This is a genomic window from Muricoccus vinaceus (genome assembly GCF_042433125.1).
GTDB lineage: Bacteria > Pseudomonadota > Alphaproteobacteria > Acetobacterales > Acetobacteraceae > Roseomonas > Roseomonas vinacea.
Genome location: NZ_JBHLVZ010000023.1, coordinates 43,126 through 61,354, shown reverse-complemented (window position 1 = coordinate 61,354; position 18,229 = coordinate 43,126). Strand labels below are relative to the sequence as shown.

At 73.5% G+C, this 18,229-nt stretch carries 18 protein-coding genes; 15 read left to right on the top strand and 3 right to left on the bottom strand.

Features of this window, described 5'->3' with window-relative positions:
- The first annotated feature begins 22 nt into the window (after window positions 1-22).
- From ACFFIC_RS11155 to ACFFIC_RS11140, 4 genes are read left to right on the top strand one after another with little or no spacing between them, the layout of a single operon-like run.
- The gene (locus ACFFIC_RS11155; RefSeq protein ID WP_377050239.1) at window positions 23-751 is read left to right on the top strand and encodes a cytochrome c oxidase assembly protein; all 729 of its coding nucleotides are present in this window, start codon (window positions 23-25) and stop codon (window positions 749-751) included.
- On the top strand, window positions 748-1,716 hold the full coding sequence (locus ACFFIC_RS11150; protein WP_377050238.1) for a cytochrome c oxidase subunit II: 969 nt from the start codon (window positions 748-750) through the stop codon (window positions 1,714-1,716). The genes ACFFIC_RS11155 and ACFFIC_RS11150 overlap by 4 nt, the downstream gene beginning before the upstream one ends.
- Entirely contained in the window at window positions 1,713-4,235 is a 2,523-nt protein-coding gene (locus ACFFIC_RS11145; protein ID WP_377050237.1) for a cbb3-type cytochrome c oxidase subunit I, read from the top strand. Before ACFFIC_RS11150 ends, ACFFIC_RS11145 begins: the two co-directional genes overlap by 4 nt.
- Entirely contained in the window at window positions 4,232-4,606 is a 375-nt protein-coding gene (locus ACFFIC_RS11140; protein ID WP_377050236.1) for a hypothetical protein, read from the top strand. Before ACFFIC_RS11145 ends, ACFFIC_RS11140 begins: the two co-directional genes overlap by 4 nt.
- Before the next feature lie 22 nt (window positions 4,607-4,628).
- Here the strand turns inward: ACFFIC_RS11140 and ACFFIC_RS11135 are convergent, their stop codons facing one another.
- The gene (locus tag ACFFIC_RS11135; protein WP_377050235.1) at window positions 4,629-4,970 is read right to left on the bottom strand and encodes a c-type cytochrome; all 342 of its coding nucleotides are present in this window, start codon (window positions 4,968-4,970) and stop codon (window positions 4,629-4,631) included.
- A gap of 426 nt (window positions 4,971-5,396) precedes the next feature.
- Here ACFFIC_RS11135 and tam point away from each other — a divergent pair, with 426 nt between their 5' ends.
- Complete coding sequence (tam, locus tag ACFFIC_RS11130; RefSeq protein ID WP_377050234.1) at window positions 5,397-6,170, top strand: trans-aconitate 2-methyltransferase; 774 nt, start codon at window positions 5,397-5,399, stop codon at window positions 6,168-6,170.
- Between the two features lie 250 nt (window positions 6,171-6,420).
- On the opposite strand, the gene ACFFIC_RS11125 is transcribed toward tam, so the two are convergent.
- Window positions 6,421-6,957 carry a MarR family winged helix-turn-helix transcriptional regulator gene (locus tag ACFFIC_RS11125; RefSeq protein WP_377050233.1) on the bottom strand — a complete coding sequence of 179 codons (537 nt, stop codon included), beginning with the start codon at window positions 6,955-6,957 and terminating at the stop codon, window positions 6,421-6,423.
- A 202-nt stretch (window positions 6,958-7,159) separates the two neighbouring features.
- On the opposite strand from ACFFIC_RS11125, the gene ACFFIC_RS11120 reads away from it, so the two are divergent.
- Genes ACFFIC_RS11120 through ACFFIC_RS11105 form a run of 4 tightly spaced genes read left to right on the top strand, consistent with a single transcriptional unit; the run spans window position 7,160 to window position 10,911 of the window.
- On the top strand, window positions 7,160-8,320 hold the full coding sequence (locus tag ACFFIC_RS11120; RefSeq protein WP_377050232.1) for an ATP-grasp domain-containing protein: 1,161 nt from the start codon (window positions 7,160-7,162) through the stop codon (window positions 8,318-8,320).
- Window positions 8,317-9,195 carry a CoA-binding protein gene (locus ACFFIC_RS11115; protein ID WP_377050231.1) on the top strand — a complete coding sequence of 293 codons (879 nt, stop codon included), beginning with the start codon at window positions 8,317-8,319 and terminating at the stop codon, window positions 9,193-9,195. The genes ACFFIC_RS11120 and ACFFIC_RS11115 overlap by 4 nt, the downstream gene beginning before the upstream one ends.
- Entirely contained in the window at window positions 9,192-10,121 is a 930-nt protein-coding gene (locus ACFFIC_RS11110; RefSeq protein WP_377050230.1) for a hydroxymethylglutaryl-CoA lyase, read from the top strand. The genes ACFFIC_RS11115 and ACFFIC_RS11110 overlap by 4 nt, the downstream gene beginning before the upstream one ends.
- Window positions 10,114-10,911: an enoyl-CoA hydratase/isomerase family protein gene (locus tag ACFFIC_RS11105; protein WP_377050229.1), complete on the top strand. Its 798-nt coding sequence runs from the start codon at window positions 10,114-10,116 to the stop codon at window positions 10,909-10,911. The genes ACFFIC_RS11110 and ACFFIC_RS11105 overlap by 8 nt, the downstream gene beginning before the upstream one ends.
- A 4-nt stretch (window positions 10,912-10,915) precedes the next feature.
- On the opposite strand, the gene ACFFIC_RS11100 is transcribed toward ACFFIC_RS11105, so the two are convergent.
- Window positions 10,916-11,905: a Bug family tripartite tricarboxylate transporter substrate binding protein gene (locus ACFFIC_RS11100; RefSeq protein ID WP_377050228.1), complete on the bottom strand. Its 990-nt coding sequence runs from the start codon at window positions 11,903-11,905 to the stop codon at window positions 10,916-10,918.
- Between the two features lie 140 nt (window positions 11,906-12,045).
- Between ACFFIC_RS11100 and ACFFIC_RS11095 the strand changes: the two genes are divergently transcribed.
- The 6 genes from ACFFIC_RS11095 to ACFFIC_RS11070 are packed head-to-tail and all read left to right on the top strand — an operon-like array spanning window position 12,046 to window position 18,229.
- On the top strand, window positions 12,046-13,041 hold the full coding sequence (locus tag ACFFIC_RS11095; RefSeq protein WP_377050227.1) for a Bug family tripartite tricarboxylate transporter substrate binding protein: 996 nt from the start codon (window positions 12,046-12,048) through the stop codon (window positions 13,039-13,041).
- A complete protein-coding gene (locus tag ACFFIC_RS11090; protein WP_377050226.1) occupies window positions 13,038-14,021 on the top strand; it encodes an NAD(P)H-dependent flavin oxidoreductase in 984 nt (327 codons plus the stop codon). Before ACFFIC_RS11095 ends, ACFFIC_RS11090 begins: the two co-directional genes overlap by 4 nt.
- A complete protein-coding gene (locus ACFFIC_RS11085) occupies window positions 14,018-14,674 on the top strand; it encodes an enoyl-CoA hydratase/isomerase family protein (protein WP_377050225.1) in 657 nt (218 codons plus the stop codon). The genes ACFFIC_RS11090 and ACFFIC_RS11085 overlap by 4 nt, the downstream gene beginning before the upstream one ends.
- Window positions 14,671-15,867 carry a CaiB/BaiF CoA transferase family protein gene (locus ACFFIC_RS11080; protein WP_377050224.1) on the top strand — a complete coding sequence of 399 codons (1,197 nt, stop codon included), beginning with the start codon at window positions 14,671-14,673 and terminating at the stop codon, window positions 15,865-15,867. Before ACFFIC_RS11085 ends, ACFFIC_RS11080 begins: the two co-directional genes overlap by 4 nt.
- The gene (locus ACFFIC_RS11075) at window positions 15,864-16,613 is read left to right on the top strand and encodes an enoyl-CoA hydratase/isomerase family protein (protein ID WP_377050223.1); all 750 of its coding nucleotides are present in this window, start codon (window positions 15,864-15,866) and stop codon (window positions 16,611-16,613) included. The genes ACFFIC_RS11080 and ACFFIC_RS11075 overlap by 4 nt, the downstream gene beginning before the upstream one ends.
- Entirely contained in the window at window positions 16,610-18,229 is a 1,620-nt protein-coding gene (locus ACFFIC_RS11070) for an AMP-binding protein (protein ID WP_377050222.1), read from the top strand. The genes ACFFIC_RS11075 and ACFFIC_RS11070 overlap by 4 nt, the downstream gene beginning before the upstream one ends.

Genomic DNA, 18,229 nt, shown 5'->3' with positions numbered 1-18,229 from the left:
CGGGCCTGGTGGAGGAGCGCGCATGAACCGGACCGACCTTGTCCCCTTCTGCGGCCTGCCGCCACTGCCGGGCGATCTCGCCTGGAACCTCCAGCCGCTGCTGCTGGGCGTGATGCTGGCCGGTCTGGCGGCGGGCTGGCGGATCGCGGGGGACCGCCGCCTTTTCCTGGCGGGGTGGGCCGTGCTCGCGGCGATGCTGCTCTCGCCGCTCTGCGGCCTCGCGGTGGCGCTCTTCTCGGCGCGCGTGGGGCAGCATCTGGGGGTCATGCTGCTGGCGGCACCGCTGATCGCCGCCAGCCTCCGGCCGCGCGCGGCGGCGCCGCGGGAGCTGGCGCTCGCGGCCACCGCCTTCGGCGCGGCGCTGTGGTTCTGGCACCTGCCGGCTCCCTATCGCTGGACCTTCGTTTCCGACGGAGCCTGGTGGGCCATGCACGCCTCCCTCCTGGGCACGGCCGTCTGGTTCTGGCAGGGCGTGCTGCGCGCCGTGCGGGCCGACGCGGCGCTGCTTTCGGGCCTGGCGACGGCGTCGCAGATGGGGGCGCTGGGCGCCTTCCTCACCTTCGCGCCCCGCCCGCTCTTCGCGCCGCACGCGCTGACGACGCTGCCCTGGGGTTTGACGCCGCTGGAGGACCAGCAGCTCGGCGGGCTGCTGATGTGGGTGCCGGGCGGGGTGGCCTTCGCCGCGCTGGCGCTCTGGGCGCTGTCGCGCCCGCTGTTCGCCGATGCCGCGCCGGACCAGGGCCCGGCGTGAGGCGGCTTCTTCCACTCCTGGCGCTCGCCGGCTGCGCCGGCGCGCAGAACCCGCTCGACGCCTACGGCATCCAGGCCGGGCGGATCGCGTCGCTGACGCATGTGCTGTTCTGGGGCAGCGGAGCCATCTTCCTTCTCACCATGGGGTTCCTGGCGCTGGCCATCCTCGCGCCGCCGCGGTGGCGCGCGGCCATGGGGTCGCGCCGCTTCCTCCTGGCCGCGGGGGTCGCCTTCCCGGTGACGGTGCTGACGGCGCTGCTGGGCTACTCGCTCGGCGTGTCCCGCGCCCTCACCGAGCCGCTGTCCGAGGCGCCGCTCCGGGTCGAGATCATCGGGCGGCAATACTGGTGGGAGGTGCGCTACCCCGACCTCGGCGAGGGCGCGGTCACCGCCAACGCGCTGCACCTGCCGGTCGGGCGGGAGGTGGAGCTGAACCTTTCCTCCGCCGATGTGATCCACAGCGTCTGGGTGCCGAACCTGCACGGCAAGCTCGACATGATCCCGGGCCGCGTGAACCGCCAGCGCCTGCGGGCCGACCGCGTGGGCACGCTGCGCGGCCAGTGCACGGAGTTCTGCGGCACCCAGCACGCGCTGATGGCCTTCGACGTGGTGTTGCAGGAGCCCGCGGAGTTCGAGGCCTGGATCGCCCGGCAGCGCGCCCCCGTGCCCGCGCCGGAGACGGAGGAGCACCGCCGCGGCATGGAGGTCTTCGGCGAGGCCGGCTGCGGCGCCTGCCACGCCGTGCGCGGCACGCCCTGGGCCGCGCGGATCGCGCCGGACCTGTCGCGCGTCGGCTCGCGCGACACCCTGGCCGCGGGGGCGCTGCCCAACACCCTCGGCAACCTGGCCGGCTGGATCGCGGCGCCGCAGGACATCAAACCCGGCAACGCCATGCCCGCCTATGCCCGCGCCCTGGAGGGCCCCGACCTGCTCGCCCTCGCCTCCTGGCTGGAATCCCTGCGTTGAGCGAAGCATCCGCCCCTCTGCCCCATTCCCTCCCGAGGCCGCCGGAGGAACTGGGCCGGCTGGAGCACGCCTGGGCTTTCCCGCGCGGCTTCCGCGTGGTCACCGAGATCAACAACAACCTCATCGGCCCGCTCTTCATCGCGACGGCGCTGATGTTCCTGCTGCTGGCGGGGCTGCTGGGCGTGCTGATCCGCCTGCAGCTCGCCTTTCCCGGCCTCACCCTCGTCAACGCCGACACCTACAACCAGGTCTTCACCACCCATGGCGTGGTGATGATGTTCCTTTTCGCCGTGCCGGTGGTGGAGGCGGTGGGGATCGCGCTGCTGCCGGCCATGCTGGGCGCGCGGGAAATGCCGACGCCCCGGCTGGGGGCCTATGCCTACTGGATCTACCTGATCGGCGGCTCCGCCTTCTTCGCCTCGCTGTTCTTCGGCGCGGCGCCGGACGGCGGCTGGTTCATGTACCCGCCGCTGACGGGCAAGGCGGCCTCGCCCGGCATCAACACGGACATGTACCTGCTGGGCATCGGCTTCATCGAGATCTCCGCCATCGCCGGCGCGATCGAGCTGATCACGGGAATCCTGCGCTGCCGGGCGCCGGGGATGACGCTGGGGCGGATGCCGATCTTCGCCTGGGCCATGCTCGTCTTCGCGGGCATGGTGATCTTCGCCTTTCCCGCGGTGATCGTGGCCTCGACCCTGCTCGAGATGGAGCGCGCCTTCGACTGGCCCTTCTTCATCCCCGAGCGTGGCGGCGATCCGATGCTCTGGCAGCACCTGTTCTGGTTCTTCGGGCACCCGGAGGTCTACATCATCTTCCTGCCGGCGGCCGGCATGGTCTCGATGATCGTGCCGGCCATGGCCCGCGCGCCGCTGGTGGGCCACTCCCTGGTGGTGCTGGCGCTGGTGGGGACGGCCTTCCTCTCCTTCGGCCTCTGGGTCCACCACATGTACGCCACCGGCATTCCGGGGCTGAGCCTGGCCTTCTTCGCCTCGGCGGGCTTCGCGGTCTCGGTGCCGTCCGGGTTGCAGGTCTTCGCCTGGATCGCGACCTTCGCCTCCGGCAAGCGGGTCCGCATCGCCACGCCGACGCTCTTCGTGCTCGGCTTCCTCTTCATCTTCACCCTGGGCGGGCTGACGGGGGTGATGGTGTCCGTCACGCCCTTCGACTGGCAGGCGCACGACACCTACTTCATCGTCGCCCACCTCCATTACGTGCTGATCGGCGGCATGGTCTTCCCGATCCTGGCGGCCCTCTACTACTGGGCGCCCTGCATCGGCACGCCGCTCTCGGAACGCCTGGGGAAGTGGGTCTTCTGGCTCACCTTCCTCGGCACCAACGTGACCTTCTTCCCCATGCACATCTCCGGCTTCCTCGGCATGCCCCGGCGCATCTACACCTATCCCGCGGGCATGGGGCTGGAGATCTGGAACCTCGTCTCCACCATCGGGGCACTGATGGTGCTGGCCGGGGGCGTCGTGCTGTTCGTGGACCTCGCGCGCAACTTCCGCGTCCAGGCCGGCGGCGACAACGCCTGGGACGCCGGCACGATGGAATGGCTGCCCAACTACAACTACGGCCCCCGCAGCCTGCCGGCGGTGGACGGGCGCTACCCGCTCTGGCGCAAGCCCAACCTCGCCGCGGAGGTGGAAGCGGGCGCGCACTACCTGCCCGGCACCCTCACCGGCCTGCGCGAGGGGCTGGTGGTCAGCCCCGCCGAGGGCATCCCGCAATACGTCGCGGTGCTGCCCGGGCCGGGCTGGGCGCACATCGTCGCCGCGATCGGCACGGCCGGCTTCTTCCTGGTGCTGACGGTGGAGTGGCTGGTGCCCGCCGCCGCCTTCGCCGCCCTGGCCGTCGCGGCCTTCCTCTACTGGCTCTGGACGGGCACCGACCTCGGCCCGATCGGCGAGGGGCGCGGCGACATCGGCGGCGGCCTCGTGCTGCCGACCTACGTGACCGGGCCCATGGCGGTCTCCTGGTGGGCGATGGTCGGCCTGATGCTGGTCCTGGGCACCTGCTACGCCTGCTTCGTTGGCAGCTACCTGTTTCTCTGGCTGGTGAACGGCGACCGGATGTGGCCGCCCGCCGGCCTCGGCTCGCCGTTGCCGGGATGGGGCGGGCTGGCCTTCGTGCTCTACGCCCTCGCGGCGGGAACGATGCTGGCGGCGAGCGGCGCGCTGCGCCGGCACGGCGCGCTGCCCCCATGGGCCATGCCGCTCGCGCTGGTTCTGCTCGTGGCGGGCTACGCGGCCGACCTCGCGGCACTGCTCGGCTCGGGCCTGCAGCCGACCCAGCACGCCCACTCCGCCATCACCTACGCCATCCTGGCGTGGCACGGCGCGATCGTCGCGGTCGCGCTGCTGATGGCCGCCTATACCCAGGCGCGGTCCTGGGCGGGGATGATCGACGGCACGCGGCGGCTGACCTTCGACAACACCATGCTGTTCTGGCTCTACACGGCCGGGCAGGGGGCGGTGGGGCTGGTGCTGCTGCACGGCTTCCCGCGCCTGCTGTGAGTGCGCTGGCCGCCTCCGCCGCGCGCGCGGTGATCTGGCCGGCAGCCGGGCTGCTGGTCTGGGCCGCGCATTTCGCCGGCATCTACGCGGTGCACGCCCATGCCTGCGAGCGCGGCCTCGCGGCGCGAAGCCTGCTCGGCCTGCCCTGGGTCGCGACCCTCGTGATGGCGCTCACCGCCCTCGCGCTGGTGGCGCTCGCGACGCTGTTCGCGCTCGCGCGCCCGGTGCGAACCACGTTCGGCGACAAGGACACCGAACCCGACTTCACGCGCTGGTTCGGGGCCGCCGCCTGCATCGTCGCGGGCTTCGCCGTGTTGTTCGAGGCGGTGCCCGCGCTGGTGCTGCCCGCCTGCTGGCAGGCTGGCGGCTGAGCGCCGGCCGGCCCGGACCCTGTCACCCACGGGGACGGATGCGGGGTTCCTCCCGCGGGCCGGCCTCCTTCGGGCCGAGCGGCAATCCTGCCGGAACCGGCGGCAGACGGCTTGCACCCAGGGTGAAAAGAAAGGCGGCCGCATCCCGCGCCTCGGTTTCCGTGAGCCCGAGATTGGGCATGGCGCTTCCCGGCGAGAGCGCCTGGGGATCGCGCAGCCAGGCGACGAGAACATCCGGAGAGTTGGGGAACCGCCCGGCGATATAGCCCCGCCGCGCCCATTCGTTCAGCGGCGGCCCGGCCCAGGAATTCGCGCCACGGATGCCCGGGATGACATGGCAGGCGCCACAGCCATACCCATGCACCGCCGCGCGGCCACGCTCCGCGTCCCCTTCGCCGACGCGAAGCTGCGCGGGAGGGTCGCCGTCACAGGCGGCAAGAAGGGTGGCAAGGAGAAGAAGGTGCGCTCGGATACGTCACCTCCCGCCGCGATGGCACATGGCGATCCCCAGATCCCGGAACGGGCAGGATTGCGGAAGGTTTGACATGGCCGGGGAAGTTCCGGGGTGAAGGGGAACCTGTGCCGCGGCCACCCCCGCAGGGCGCCGCGTGGCAGGCCAAGGGCGAAGCCGAGCGCCGGTGGACTCACGGCGACACCGCGGTGCCCGGAGGTGGCGCCGCCCCGCGCGTGATCGTGCCCGCCCGGCTGGTTCCGAAGGGCCGAACCGTGCTGTTCTCCCGGCTCCATGGCCGCAGCAACCGCTGGCCATGATGAGGCTCGGAGAATGGGCGTGAGTTGGTCAGCGGCGCAGTACACGCGGTTCGAGGATGAGCGGACACGCCCGGTGCGGGACCTGCTCGCCAGGCTGGCCGATCGGCCGGTGGCCTCGGCCATGGATCTCGGCTGCGGGCCCGGCAACTCCACGGATCTGCTGCGGACGCGCTTTCCCGGGGCGGCGGTTTCGGGTCTGGACAGTTCGGCGGACATGCTGGCGGAGGCGCGGCGGCGCTTGCCGGACGTGACCTTCGTGCCCGGCGACATCGCTGCCTGGCAAGGGAGCGGGCGATATGACGTGATACTGGCCAATGCCTCGCTGCAATGGATCCCGGACCACGGCGCCCTGCTGCCGGCGTTGCTGGAGCGGCTGGCGCCGGGCGGGCAACTCGCCGTGCAGATGCCGGACAACCTCGACGAGCCCGCGCATCGGTTGATGCGGGAGGTGGCGGCGGCGGGGCCCTGGGCGGCGAAGTTGGCATCGGCCGGGGCGGCCCGGGCACCGCGCCGCGGGGCTGGATGGTATTTCGCCCTGCTGCGGGAGCTGGGCGCGGAGGTGGATGTCTGGATCACCACCTATCACCATCCTCTCGCCGGCGGTGCGGCCGCCGTTGTGGACTGGTTCAGGGGAAGCGGGCTGCGACCCTTTCTCGACCCCCTGGACGAGGCCGAGCGCGCGGAGTTCCTCGGACGCTACGAGGCCGAGGTCGCCAGGGCCTACCCCGCGCTGGCGGACGGCACGGTGTTGCTGCCCTTTCCCCGCCTCTTCTTCGTCGCGGCGCGCCCCTGAAGAACTGAAGCCGGGGCAAGGAAGACCGCGCAGGGCAATCGAGATCCGGGCCGGGGAACACATGGGGGATTGCATGAGGCGCGTCAGGCTGAAGCGATGGCTGCCTTGACGCAGCGGTGTGGACCCGGATTTCGCCCGGCTTCTTTGATGCGATGCTGAACGCTGCCCGGTGCGGCCTGGCAGGCTTCCGGGGCAGGCTTCCGGGGCGGGTGAATGCGGGGCCCGAACCTGGCCGCCCGCTGGCCGATGGTCAGTCCTCCAACGCCGCGCCATCCACCACGGCCTTCCGTCCCCTCGGCTTCCGCGCGGCCGTTTCGCGCCGGACGGCCGGCGTCCCGCCAGACCAGGCCTCCGGCCTCGCCTGTTGCCGGGCCACCAGGGTCAGCTTCGCGATGGCCTCGTCCAGCGCGGTGCGCTCCGCTTCGCCGAGCGCGCCAAGGAATGCCTGGTCGCGTGCCCGTGCCGCCTCCATCAATCCCTCGAAGGTGCGGCGACCGGTGGCGGAGAGGCGCAGGCTCACCTCGCGCGCGTCCTCCCGCCCGGCGGAGCGGGTCACGAGGCCGCGGCTGACAAGGCCGCTCACCGCGCGGCTGGCCAGGCTCTTGTCCAGGCCACTCTGGCGCGCGAGGTCCTTCAGGGTCATCGGCGCGAAATCGCCCAGCAGGGCCAGCACGCGCCATTCCATCAGGCTGACGTTGAACTCCGCCCGGTAGCGGCGCGCGGCGCCCTGGCTCAGCGCGTTGGCCAGGCGGTGGATCCGGTACGACAGCAGGTCCTTGATGGTCATGCCGGGGCCCGGTTCGCCGGCGTCACGAAGAGGGGTCTTGCTGGGCAAACGATGGCACTCCAGGGCAACGGCTTCGCCGGGGCGGGCCAGCCGGCATCGGGTCCGTAATGGTAGCACGGGTCCGGCGCGGGCGCTGCCGGTTGACCCCGGCCGGGAAGATAGTTTACTCAGTCAACCAAATCCAGGCGGGACGGAAGCGTCGATGCGTCTCACGGAGGCGGAGGGCAAGGCATTGCTGCGGCGGCACGGGATCTCCGTGCCCCGTGGCCTGCTCCTCCCGGAGGAGGGCTTGCCCGGGCAAGCCGCCGGCTGGGCCGGACTGGTGCTGAAGGCGCAGGTGGCGGAGGGCGGCCGGGGCAAGCGGGGCCTGGTGCGCCTCGTGGCTCCGGAGGAACTGCATGCCGCGCGCGACGCCATGCGGGCGTTGCTGGGCGCGCAAGGGGCTGCAGTGGGCTTCCTCCTGGAGGAGGCGGCGCCGGTTTCGCGGGAGCTGTTCCTGGCGCTGAGGATCGACGGCACCGCGCAGGGCATCGAGCTTCTCTTTGCCGCCGACGGCGGCGTGGCGGTGGAGGAAGGGGATGCCCCCCTGCGCCTGCTGCTCGACCCCGGCGCGCCCGGCCTGGCGGAGGTGATCCACGCCGCCCTGCGCGGGCACCTGCCGGGCGAACTGGCGGCGCGGGTGGCGCGTCTCGCCGCCCGCCTGGCAGGCGTGATGCGAGCCGAAGACCTGGAGCTGCTGGAGGTCAACCCCCTGGCCGTGCTGGAGGATGGCGGCCTGCTCGCCCTCGACGCCAAGCTGGTGCGCGACGACGCGGCGCTGGGCCGGCACGACGCGGCGGCCACGGAGGCGAGCGCCGCGCTGGAGGAGGCCGCCCTGAGCCCGCTGGAGCGCGAGGCACGGTCGCGTGGCTTCACCCTGGTCGAAATGCCGGGGGATGTTGCCCTGATCAGTGCCGGGGCGGGGCTGGGGATGCTGCTTGTGGACCTGCTGGCGGATCACGGCCTCTCGGCGGCGTCGTTCATGGACAACCGGCGGGGCGGGGCGGCGGAAACCACGGAGGCGCGGCTGGAAGCGGCCTTCGCGCTGGCGGCACGCCCGGGCGTGCGCGCGATCCTGTTCTACACCACCCTGGCCTCGCGCCCGGTGGCGGAGCGGATCGACACCCTGCTGGCCTTCCTGGCGCGCCATCCGGCGCCGAAGCCCCTTTACGTGGGCTTCGCGGCCGCGCCCTCGGCCAGCCGCGGCTTCGACGCGGCGGCGGCGGCGGAGCGCCTGCGCGCGGCCGGGGTGGCCCGGCTGGGGGACGATCCGCTCGCCCTGGTGGGCGCCATGGCCGCCGATCTCGGGGCGCGGGCGGCGTGAGCGTGCCGCCCTTCCTTCTCGCGCCGCCCCGGCGGGTGGTCGTGCTCAACCCCACCGGGCGCTATGCGGCGCGGCAGGTGGCGGAGATGCGGGCGGCCGGCACGCCCATCCTGGCCGGCATCGCGCTCGGGCGCGGCGGCGGGATGCTGGACGGGCTGCCCCTGCTGGACAGCCTGGCGGAGTTGGAGGAGCCCGCGGACGCCGCCGTGCTCTACACGCCGCCCGAGGGAACCGGCGATGCCATCCGCCAGTGCGCGGCGGCGGGGATCGGCACGGTGGTGGCCGCCGCCGAATATGTGCCCGTGCACGACGCGCTGCGCGCCGCCCATGCGGCGCGGGAGGCGGGAAGCTGGCTGCTGGGGCCGAACACGCTGGGCTTCTGCATCCCGGGAGAGGGCGGGACGCTGCTGGGCTCGGTTTCCCCGGCCTTCTGCACGCCCGGCTCGGTCACGCTGCTGGGGCGCAGCGGCACGCTGACACTGGCCACGGCGCGGCTGCTGACGCGGGCGGGCATTGGCCAGCGCGCGGTGATCCACCTGGGCGGCGATGCCGTGATCGGGCGCAACCCGCACGAATGGCTGGCCGCCCTGGCGCAGGATCCGGCCACGCGCGCGGTGCTCTATTGCGGCGAGATCGGCGGCGACAAGGAATATGCCCTGGCAGAGGCGGTCGCGGCCTTCGCGAAGCCGGTGGTCGCGACGATCGTCGGGCGCCACGCGCCGGCAGACCGGCAGATGGGCCATGCCGGCGCGCTGATCGGCGCCGAACGCGAGACGGCGGCCCGCAAGCTCGCGGCGCTGCGCGCGGCGGGCGCCCATGCCGCCGCCACGCCCTACGCCGCCATCGACATTCTGAGGGAGCTTCTCGCGCCATGACCGACGTGCCCGCCGTGATCCTCTGCGAGTGCTTCGCGCGCGACGGCCTGCAGCACGAGCCAGGCGTCGTGCCGGCGGCCGCGAAGGCCGCGATGCTGGAGCGGATCGCCGGTTGCGGCTTCCGGCGGATCGAGATCACCTCCTTCGCGCACCCGAAATACATCCCCCAGTTCGCGGATGCCGAGGCGGTGCTGGCCGCGGTGCGGCCGCGCCCGGGCGTGCTGTTCAAGGCGACCTGCCCCAACCCCGCCGCGGTGAAGCGCGCGCAGGAGGCGCGGGCGCGGGGCCGCGGGCCGGAGGAGATCAGCTTCCTCGTCTCGGCCTCCGAGGGGCACACGCGGAAGAACCTCCGCCGCTCCCGCGCGGAGCAGTGGGAGAACGTCGAGGAAATGGCGCGGCTGGCCGGCGCGGACTTCACGCAGGTCGGCACGGTCTCCGTCGCCTTCGACTGCCCCTTCGACGGGCCGGTGCCGGCAGAGCGCGTGCTGGAGGACGCGCGGCGCTTCCAGTCGCTGGGCGTCACGCGCATCGCGCTGGGCGACACGATCGGCAGCGCCACGCCCCCCCGCGTGCGCGCCCTGGTCGGCCTGCTGCGCGACGCCTTGCCGGAGGCAACCTTTATCGCGCATTTCCACGACAGCCGCGGCACCGGCCTCGCGAACTGCGTGGCCGCCCTGGAGGCGGGGCTGCGGCACTTCGACACGGCGCTGGGCGGCACCGGCGGCCACCCCGCCGGCATCGCCTATGGCGAGGGCTTCACCGGCAATGTCTGCACGGAGGACCTGGCCACGCTGCTGGAGGCGATGGGTGTGGACACCGGGCTGGACCTGGACCGCCTGCGCGCGGCGGGCCTTGCGGCAGAGGCCCTGCTCGGGCGCCCGCTGCACGCCCGCACGCTGCGGATGGGGGAAGCGGCCCATGTCTGACGCACCCCTGCTGGTTTCGCGCGGGGGCGGGGTGGTGCGCGCCACGCTGAACCGCCCGGCCCGGCGCAACGCGCTGAGCCGCGAGATGGTGGCGGCGTTCGACGCGCTGCTGGCGGAACTGCGCGACGACGCCTCGGTGCGCGTGCTGGTGATCACCGGGGCGGGCGGGCATTTCTGTGCCGGCCTCGACCTCGATGAGGCCGGGGGCAGCGGCGCGACGGCGGAGGAGCGGCTGGAGGCCGCCCTGGCGCGCAACCGCCGCACGGGCGAACGCCTGGCCGCCATCGCCGCCCTGCCGCAGGTGGTGGTCGCGCGGATCGAGGGCTCGGCCTTCGCGGGCGGTCTCGGCCTGGTCTGCGCGGCCGACATCGCGCTGGCGAGCGCCGAGGCGCGCTTCGCGGCGCCGGAGGTGCGGCGCGGCCTGGTTCCGGCACAGATCCTGCCCTGGCTGGTCCGGCGCATGGGGCGCAGCGCGGCGGGCCGGCTGGTCCTGCAGGGCGGTGCCATCGACGCGGCCGCCGCGGCGCGCGCCGGGCTGGTGCACGAGGTGGCGCCCGACGCCGCGGCGCTGGACGCGCTGGTGGAGGCGACGCTGCGCGATATCCGCGCCGGCGGCCCCGGCGCGCTGGCCGAGACCAAGGCGCTGCTGGCGGCACTCGGCGAGGTGGCGCCGCCCGCCTATGCGGAAGCGGGCGCGCGCGCCTTCAGCCGTTGCTCGACGGGCCCGGAGGCGGCGGAGGGGATCGCGGCCTTCAAGGCGAAGCGCCAGCCGAACTGGGCCGCAGGCTGAAGGCCTATTCGGGACGGATGCCCGCCGCGGGGAGCACCTGCTTCCACAAGGCCACCTCCCGTGCCAGGCGCTCCGCCAGCGGGGCGGGACCGTCCAGCAGCAGGCGGGCGCCGCCCTCGGCCATGCGTTTCGCCAGCGTGCCGCCGTTGCGGAGCGGCGCGACCTCCCGCGCCAGGAGGTCCACCACCTCGGGCGGGGTGCCGCGCGGCGCCAGCAGGGCGTACCAGATCACCAGTTCGTAGCCCGGAACCGCCTCAGCCAGGGCAGGCACCTCCGGCAGGGCCGGGCTGCGCTGCGCGGAGGTCAGGGCGATGGCGCGCATGCGCCCCTCCCGCACATGGGGGATGGTCTCGATCAGGCCGGTGACGAGAAGGTCGGTGTCCCCGGCCAGCAGGGCGCCGGTTGCCTGCCCGGCGCCGCGATAGGGAACGTGCATGATGTCGATCCCGGCCCGCACCTTCAGCAGTTCTCCCGCCAGGTGCGTCGTGGAGCCCGCGCCGGAGGAAGCGAAGGAGAAAGGGCGCCCACGGGTGCGGGACTGTGCCAGGAAATCCGCGAGGTCGCGCACGGGCCAGTCCGCGCGGGCCAGCAGCGCCATCGGCGCCTCGGAGACAAGCGTCACCGGCACGAGGTCGCGCAGCGGATCGTAGCCAGGGTTGCGCTGCATCGCCGGCAGGGTCGCGACGGAGGACGTGGTGAACAGGAAGCTGTGGCCATCATGGGCTGCCATCACCGCCTGGATGCCCAGCGCGCCGCCGGCCCCGGGGCGGGTTTCCACGATAACGGTCTGGCCCAGGCGCTGCGCCAGGTGCTCGGCGATCAGCCGGGCCGGGATCTCCACGGGGCCGCCGGGTGCGAAGGGAACCACGAAGCGGATGGCGCGGCCGGGCCACCCGCCCGCGCGCGCCGTGCCCTGGGCCCGTGCGGAAGAAGCGGCGCCGAGCAGGGTGGCGGCACCCAGAAAGCCGCGCCGCGACAGCGGGAAAGGGATCATGAACCGTTTCCTCCGCCCTGGCCGGCGGCTTGTTGGTTGACATCATCAACGGATTACGGCATCGCCCATCCGTCCGGGAAAATCAACCGAATTGCTGTGCGGCGGCCTTCGCCGGCCGCGTCTTCGAGGGGAGCGATGTCATGCGGCGACGGAGGTTGCTGGGCGCGGCCGGGGCCCTTGGCCTGCTCGCCGCGCAAGGGCGCGCGAAGGACGCCGCGGCCCAGTCCGCTGCCTGGGCGCCGGACAGGCCGGTACGCCTGATCGTTCCCTTCGCCGCTGGCGGACCCGCCGACATCTTCGGACGCCTCTTCGCGGAGGCGCTGGCGCGGAACCTGGGGCAACCGGTGGTGGTGGAGAACCGCACTGGCGCGGGCGGGGTGATCGGGCACGACGCGGTGGCCAAGGCGGCGCCGGATGGCGCCACCCTCGGCATCACCGGTCCCGGTGCGCTCTCCATCGCGCCCGCCCTTCCGCGCCAGCGCATGCCCTTCGACGTGTACCGCGACCTCGTCCATCTCAGCCTCGTCGTGCGCGTGCCGGAGGTGGTGGTGGTGAACGCGCGCACGGGCCCGCGTGACCTGGCCGGGCTGATCGCCGCGGCGCGCGCCCGGGCGGGGGAGGTGACCTATGGCTCGGCTGGCGTCGGCTCGATCACCCATCTCGCCAGCGCCCTGCTCGCCTCGGAGACGGGGATGGAGGCGACGCATATCCCGTATCGCGGAGCCGCCCCGGCGGCCACGGACCTGCTGGGCGGGCGCTTCACCTTCATGACGGCCGACGTGCCCGTGCTGCGCCCGCATCTCGACAGCGGCGACCTCCGCCCCCTCGCGGTCACCACCGCGCACCGGGTGCCGGCCCTGCCGGAGGTGCCGACAACGGCGGAACTCGGCTTCCCGCGCGTGAACTCCGACAACTGGTACGGCCTGGCCGCGCCCGCGGGCCTGCCGGCACCCATGCGGCGGCGGCTGGAGGCGGCGGCCACCGCCGCGCTGCGCGACCCCGCCCTGGTGCAGGGCTTCGCGGCGCAGGGCGGCGAGGCCGCGCCGATGGAGGGCGAGGAATACCTGACCTTCCTCCGTGCCGAGGGCATGAAGTGGGAGCCGCTCGTGCGCCAGTCCGGGGCGGAGTCGCTGTGAGCGGCGGGATGGGCTTTCCCTCCCGCCTGCCGGCGATGCTGGGGGTGCGGCACCCGATCGTGCAGGGCGGCATGAGCTGGGCTTCGTCATCGGCCCCGCTGGCGCTGGCCGTCTCGCGGGCTGGCGCGCTGGGCGTGATCGCGGCGGGGCCGATGCGGCCCGACGACCTGCTGGCCGCGATTCGCGCGGTGCGCGCCGGCACCGGCACCGGCACCGGCACCGGCCAGCCCTTCGCGGTGAACATCCCGCTCTACAACAAGCGCTCCGCCGAATTCCTCGACATTGCGGAAGCGGAGCGGGTGCCGGTCGTGATCGCCTCGCAGGGCGGGCCCAAGGCGCTGCCGCGCTTCCATGCCTATGGCGCGAAGTGGCTGCACGTCGTCGCTTCGCCCGCGCACGCGGCCAAAGCGGAGGCGGCGGGGGTGGACGGCCTGATCGTGGTGGGCGGCGACGCCGGCGGCCATCCGGCGCCGGACGAGGTGTCCGCCATGGTGCTGGTGCGCGCCGTCGCCCGCGCCTCGGGCATTCCCGTGATCGGCGCGGGCGGCGTGGCCGACGGCGCGGGAATCGCCGCCATGTTCGCGCTGGGGGCGGAGGGCGTGCAGCTCGGCACGCGCTTCCTGATGACCGAGGAGGCGAGCGTGCACCCCGCCTACAAGGAAAGCGTGCGCCGCGCCGGCCTGTCCGACACGGCGCTGGTGGGCCGCGGCGGGCTGCCGGTGCGCCAGATCCGCAACCTCTTCACCGCCGAGGTCGATGCCGCCGAGCGCGCGGGGCGGGGCAAGGAGGAACTGGCCGCCCTCTACATGAGCCGCACCCTGAAGCACGCGGCGCTGGACGGCGACGTGGACTGGGGCAAGGTGGAGGCCGGGCAGAGCGCCGGGCTGATCGACGACATCCTCCCGGCCGGGGAGCTGGTGGCGCGGCTGGTGGCCGAGGCCGAGGCGGTGCGCGCGCGGCTGGCCGGGGCGGCGGCATGACGAACATCCTGACGGAAACGCGGGACAACGTCCGCGTGATCCGGCTCGACCGGCCGGAAAAGCGCAACGCCCTGACCGGGCCGATGATCGAGGCGCTGCTGCGCGCGCTGGAGGCGGCGGCGGCGGAGGAGGGGATCGCCGCCATCCTCCTGGCCGGCAACGGCGCCGGCTTCTGCGCGGGCGCGGACCTGGCCGAGATGAAGGCGCTTCGCGACGACCCGGAGTGGATGGCGGCGCGGCGCGCGCTGAGCGCGCGCCTGCTGGAGGCGCCCGGCCGGATCGGCAAGCCGGTGGCGGCCGCGGTGCACGGCAAGGCGCTCGGCGCCGGCGCCGCGCTGGCGCTCGCCTGCGACGCGACCGTGCTGGCGGAGGAGGCGACGCTCGGCTTTCCCGAGGCGCGGCACGGCATCCTGCCGGCGCTGATGGCGCCCGCGCTGCTGCGCCACCTGCCGCCGCGCCGCGCGCTGGAACTGCTGGCGACCGGCCGCGACATCCCGCCCGGCGAGGCGCTGGCGCTCGGCCTCGCCACCTCGGTGGTGCCGGCCGCGTCGCTGGAAGCGGCGGCGCTGGCGGCGGCGCGCGGCATGGCGCTGCTGCCGCCGGGGGACCTGCTGCGGCTCAAGCGGCTCTGCCGCGGGGAGGACGGCGCATGAGGCCGCTGGAAGGCCTGGTCGTGCTGGACCTGTCGCGCGTGCTCGCCTGTCCCTTCGCCACCATGGTGCTGGCCGAGATGGGCGCCGAGGTCATCAAGGTGGAGCAGCCCGGCAGCGGCGACGAGACGCGGGGCTTCGAGCCCTTCGCCCAGGGGCCGGGCGGCGAGGTCAGCGGCTATTACATGGCCTGCAACCGCTCCAAGCGATCGATCACGGTGAACCTGCGGAGCGAGGAGGGGCGCGAGGTCATCCGCGGGCTGGCGGCGCAGGCGGACGTGCTGGTGGAGAACTTCCCCGTCGGCACGCTCAAGCGCCGCGGGCTGGATTACGGCGCGCTCTCGGCGCTCAACCCGCGCCTGGTCTATGTCTCCTGCACGGGCTTCGGGCAGGACGGTCCCTATGCGCGGCGCAAGGGCTACGACACGGTCTTCCAGGCGATGAGCGGGCTGATGAGCCTGACCGGGGAGCGTGGCGGCGGCCCGGTGAAGCCGGGGCTGCCGGTGGCGGACCTTTCCTCCGGGCTCTGGGTCGCCATCGCCATCCTCTCCGCCCTTCAGGGGCGGGAGCGCACGGGAAAGGGCGGCCATATCGACGTGTCGATGTTCGACGCGCAGGTGGCGCAGCTCACCATCGCGGCCGCGCGCTACTTCGCGCTCGGCGAGGTGCCGTCACGCCTCGGCACGGAGCATCCGGGCCGCGTGCCCTCGGCCAGCTTCCGCTGCCGCGACGACAAATGGCTGCACATCACCGTTTCCGACCAGCACTGGCAGCCCCTGTGCCGGGCGCTGGACATGCCGGCCCTGGGCACTGATCCCGGGCTCGCGACCAATGCCGGGCGGCTGGCGCGGCGGGAGGAGGTGATGCGCGCGATCACCGAAGCCATGGCGCGGCTGACCCGCGCGGAGGCCTTCGCGGCGCTGGACGGCGCCGACGTGCCGGCCGGGCCGCTGCTCTCGCTGGACGAGGTGATGGCGGACGAGCACGTTCGCGCGCGAGGCCTGGTGGAGCGCTTCGCGCACCCCGTGCTCGGCGACTTCCCCGGCCTGCGCGTGCCGCTGCGCTTCGAGGGATGGGAGGATCCACGACTCGGACGCCCTCCCTTGCTGGGCGAGCATACGGATGAGGTGCTGCGGGAGCGGCTCGGAATGAGCGCGGCCGGTATCGCCGCCTTGCGGGAGGGCGGCGCCCTGTGACGGACGAGGTGCTCTGGGACCTTTCGGAGGGTGGCGTCGCGACGCTCACCCTGAACCGGCCGACGGCGCGGAACGCGCTGAACACGGCGCTGGCGGAAGCATTGCTGGCCGGAACCCGCCGCGCCGTGGCCGAGGACGCGCGGCTGGTGGTGATCCGCGCCCAGGGCCCGGTCTTCTGCGCGGGCGCCGACCTGAAGGAGCGCCGCGGCATGAGCGAGGACCAGGTGCGCGCCCGCCGCCTCAAAGGCTTCGCCGCCTATGACGCGATCGAGCGCCTGCCCATGCCCAGCCTTGCCGTGGTGGAGGGACCCGCGATCGGCTCGGGCGTGGAGATCGCCGCGGCCTGCGACTTCGTGGTGGCGACCCCCGCGGCCAGCTTCCGCACGCCCGAAGCCCTCTGGGGCACGGTCGGCGCCACGCAGCGCCTGCCGCGAATCCTCGGCAAGCGGCTGGCGAAGGACCTGATGTTCACCGGCCGCACCCTTTCGGCCGAGGAAGCGCGGGAAGGCGGGCTGGTGGCGCGCATCCTGGCCCCCGACGCGCTGGAAGCCGCGCTGGCGGAGATCGCCGGCACCATCGCCGGCGCGCCGCCGGCCGCCATGCGCTTGGCCAAGCGCTGCGTGGACGAGGGGCTGGAGCGCGACCCGCGCGGGGCGCTGGCGACGGAACTCATGGCCATCGAGGAAAGCCTGGCGGGCGGCGAATGGCGCAAGACCATGTCGGCCTTCGGAAAGGAAGGCGCGTGAGCGGCTTCACCCTGGAAGGCCTCTGCCCGCTGACCACGGCGGAGGCCCTGCGGCGCGCCGCGGCCATCGCGCCGGACGTGGAGGCCGTGGTCGCCTCCTCCGGCCGCATCACCTTCGCGGCGCTGGAGCGCGAGGTGGCCGCGATCCGCGCGGCGCTGGTCGCGGCCGGGGTGCGGCGCGGCGAGCATGTCGGCCTGCTGATGGGCAACGGGCCCCGCTGGGTGTCGATCTTTCTGGCCCTCGGCTCGGTGGGCGCGGTGACGGTGCCGGTGAACACGCGCTTCCGCGCGGAGGAAATGGCCTATGCCCTCCGCCAGTCGCGCGTGCGGCGGCTGTTCATGGCGGACCGCTTCCTGCGCATCAACTTCGTGGCGATGCTGCGCGGCATCATCCCCGCCCTGGATCGTGGCTTGCCCGACGCCGCGCTGCCGGAACTGGCGGATGTGGTGGTGGTGGGCGGCGACGTGCCGGCCGGCGCCCGGTCCTGGGATGCGTTCCTGGCCGGCGGCACGAACCGGGAGGCGCCGCCCTTCTGCGCGCCGGAGGACGTGCTGCTGATGCAGTACACCTCCGGCACCACCTCCTTCCCGAAGGGGGTGATGCTGGCGCACCGCTCCATGTGCGCCAACGCCTTCTTCTCCGGCGGCCGCATGGGCCTGCGGGCCGCGGACCGCTTCCACAGCGCGCGGCCCTTCTTCCATGTCGCGGGCTCCACCCTTTCCGTCCTCTCCTGTCTCCAGCACGCCACGACGCTGGTGACGATGGACCGGTTCGAGCCGGGGGAAGCCTTGCGCCTGATGGAGGAGGAGCGCTGCACGCATTTCTCCGGCAACGACACCATGGCGCTGATGCTGCTGAACCACCCGGATCGTCCGGCGCGGAAGCTGTTCCTGCGTGGTGCATGGGCCGCGGCCTCGCCGAGCATCGTGCAGCGGATCATCGGCGAGATGGGCGCCCGCGACTGCGTGGTGGGCTATGGCCTGTCCGAGGCGGCGCCAAACGTCGCGCAATCCTGCTGGTGGGAACCGGAGGATGTGCGCGTCAGCGGCCGCATGCGCCCGCAGCCGGGCGTCGGGATCCGCATCCGCGACCTGGAGAGCGGCCGGGACCTGCCGCCGGGCAGCACCGGGGAAATCCTGGTGCGCGGCTGGAACGTGATGCGGGGCTACTTCGACAAGCCCCGCGAAACCGCGGAGGCGCTGGACGCCGAGGGATGGCTCGCCACGGGCGACCTGGGCCGGCTGGACGAGGAGGGCCGGCTGGAATTCGCGGGCCGCGCGAAGGACCTCGTGCGCGTGGGCGGCGAGAACGTGTCGCCGCAGGAGATCGAGGACATCCTGCACCGCCACCCCGCCATCCGGCAGGCGGTGGTGGTGGGCGTGCCCGATCCACGCCTGATGGAGGTGCCCTGCGCCTTTGTCATCCTCAACGAGGGCCATTCGCTGGAGCCGGAAGCGCTGATCGCCTGGAGCCGCGAGGCCATGGCCGGCTTCAAGGTGCCGCACTACGTGCAGGTGGTGGAGGGCTTCGAGGAGATCGGCATGACAGCCAGCTCCAAGATCCAGAAGCGGCTGCTGGTGCAGCACGCGGTCAAGCTGCTCGGCCTGCTCTCCTGA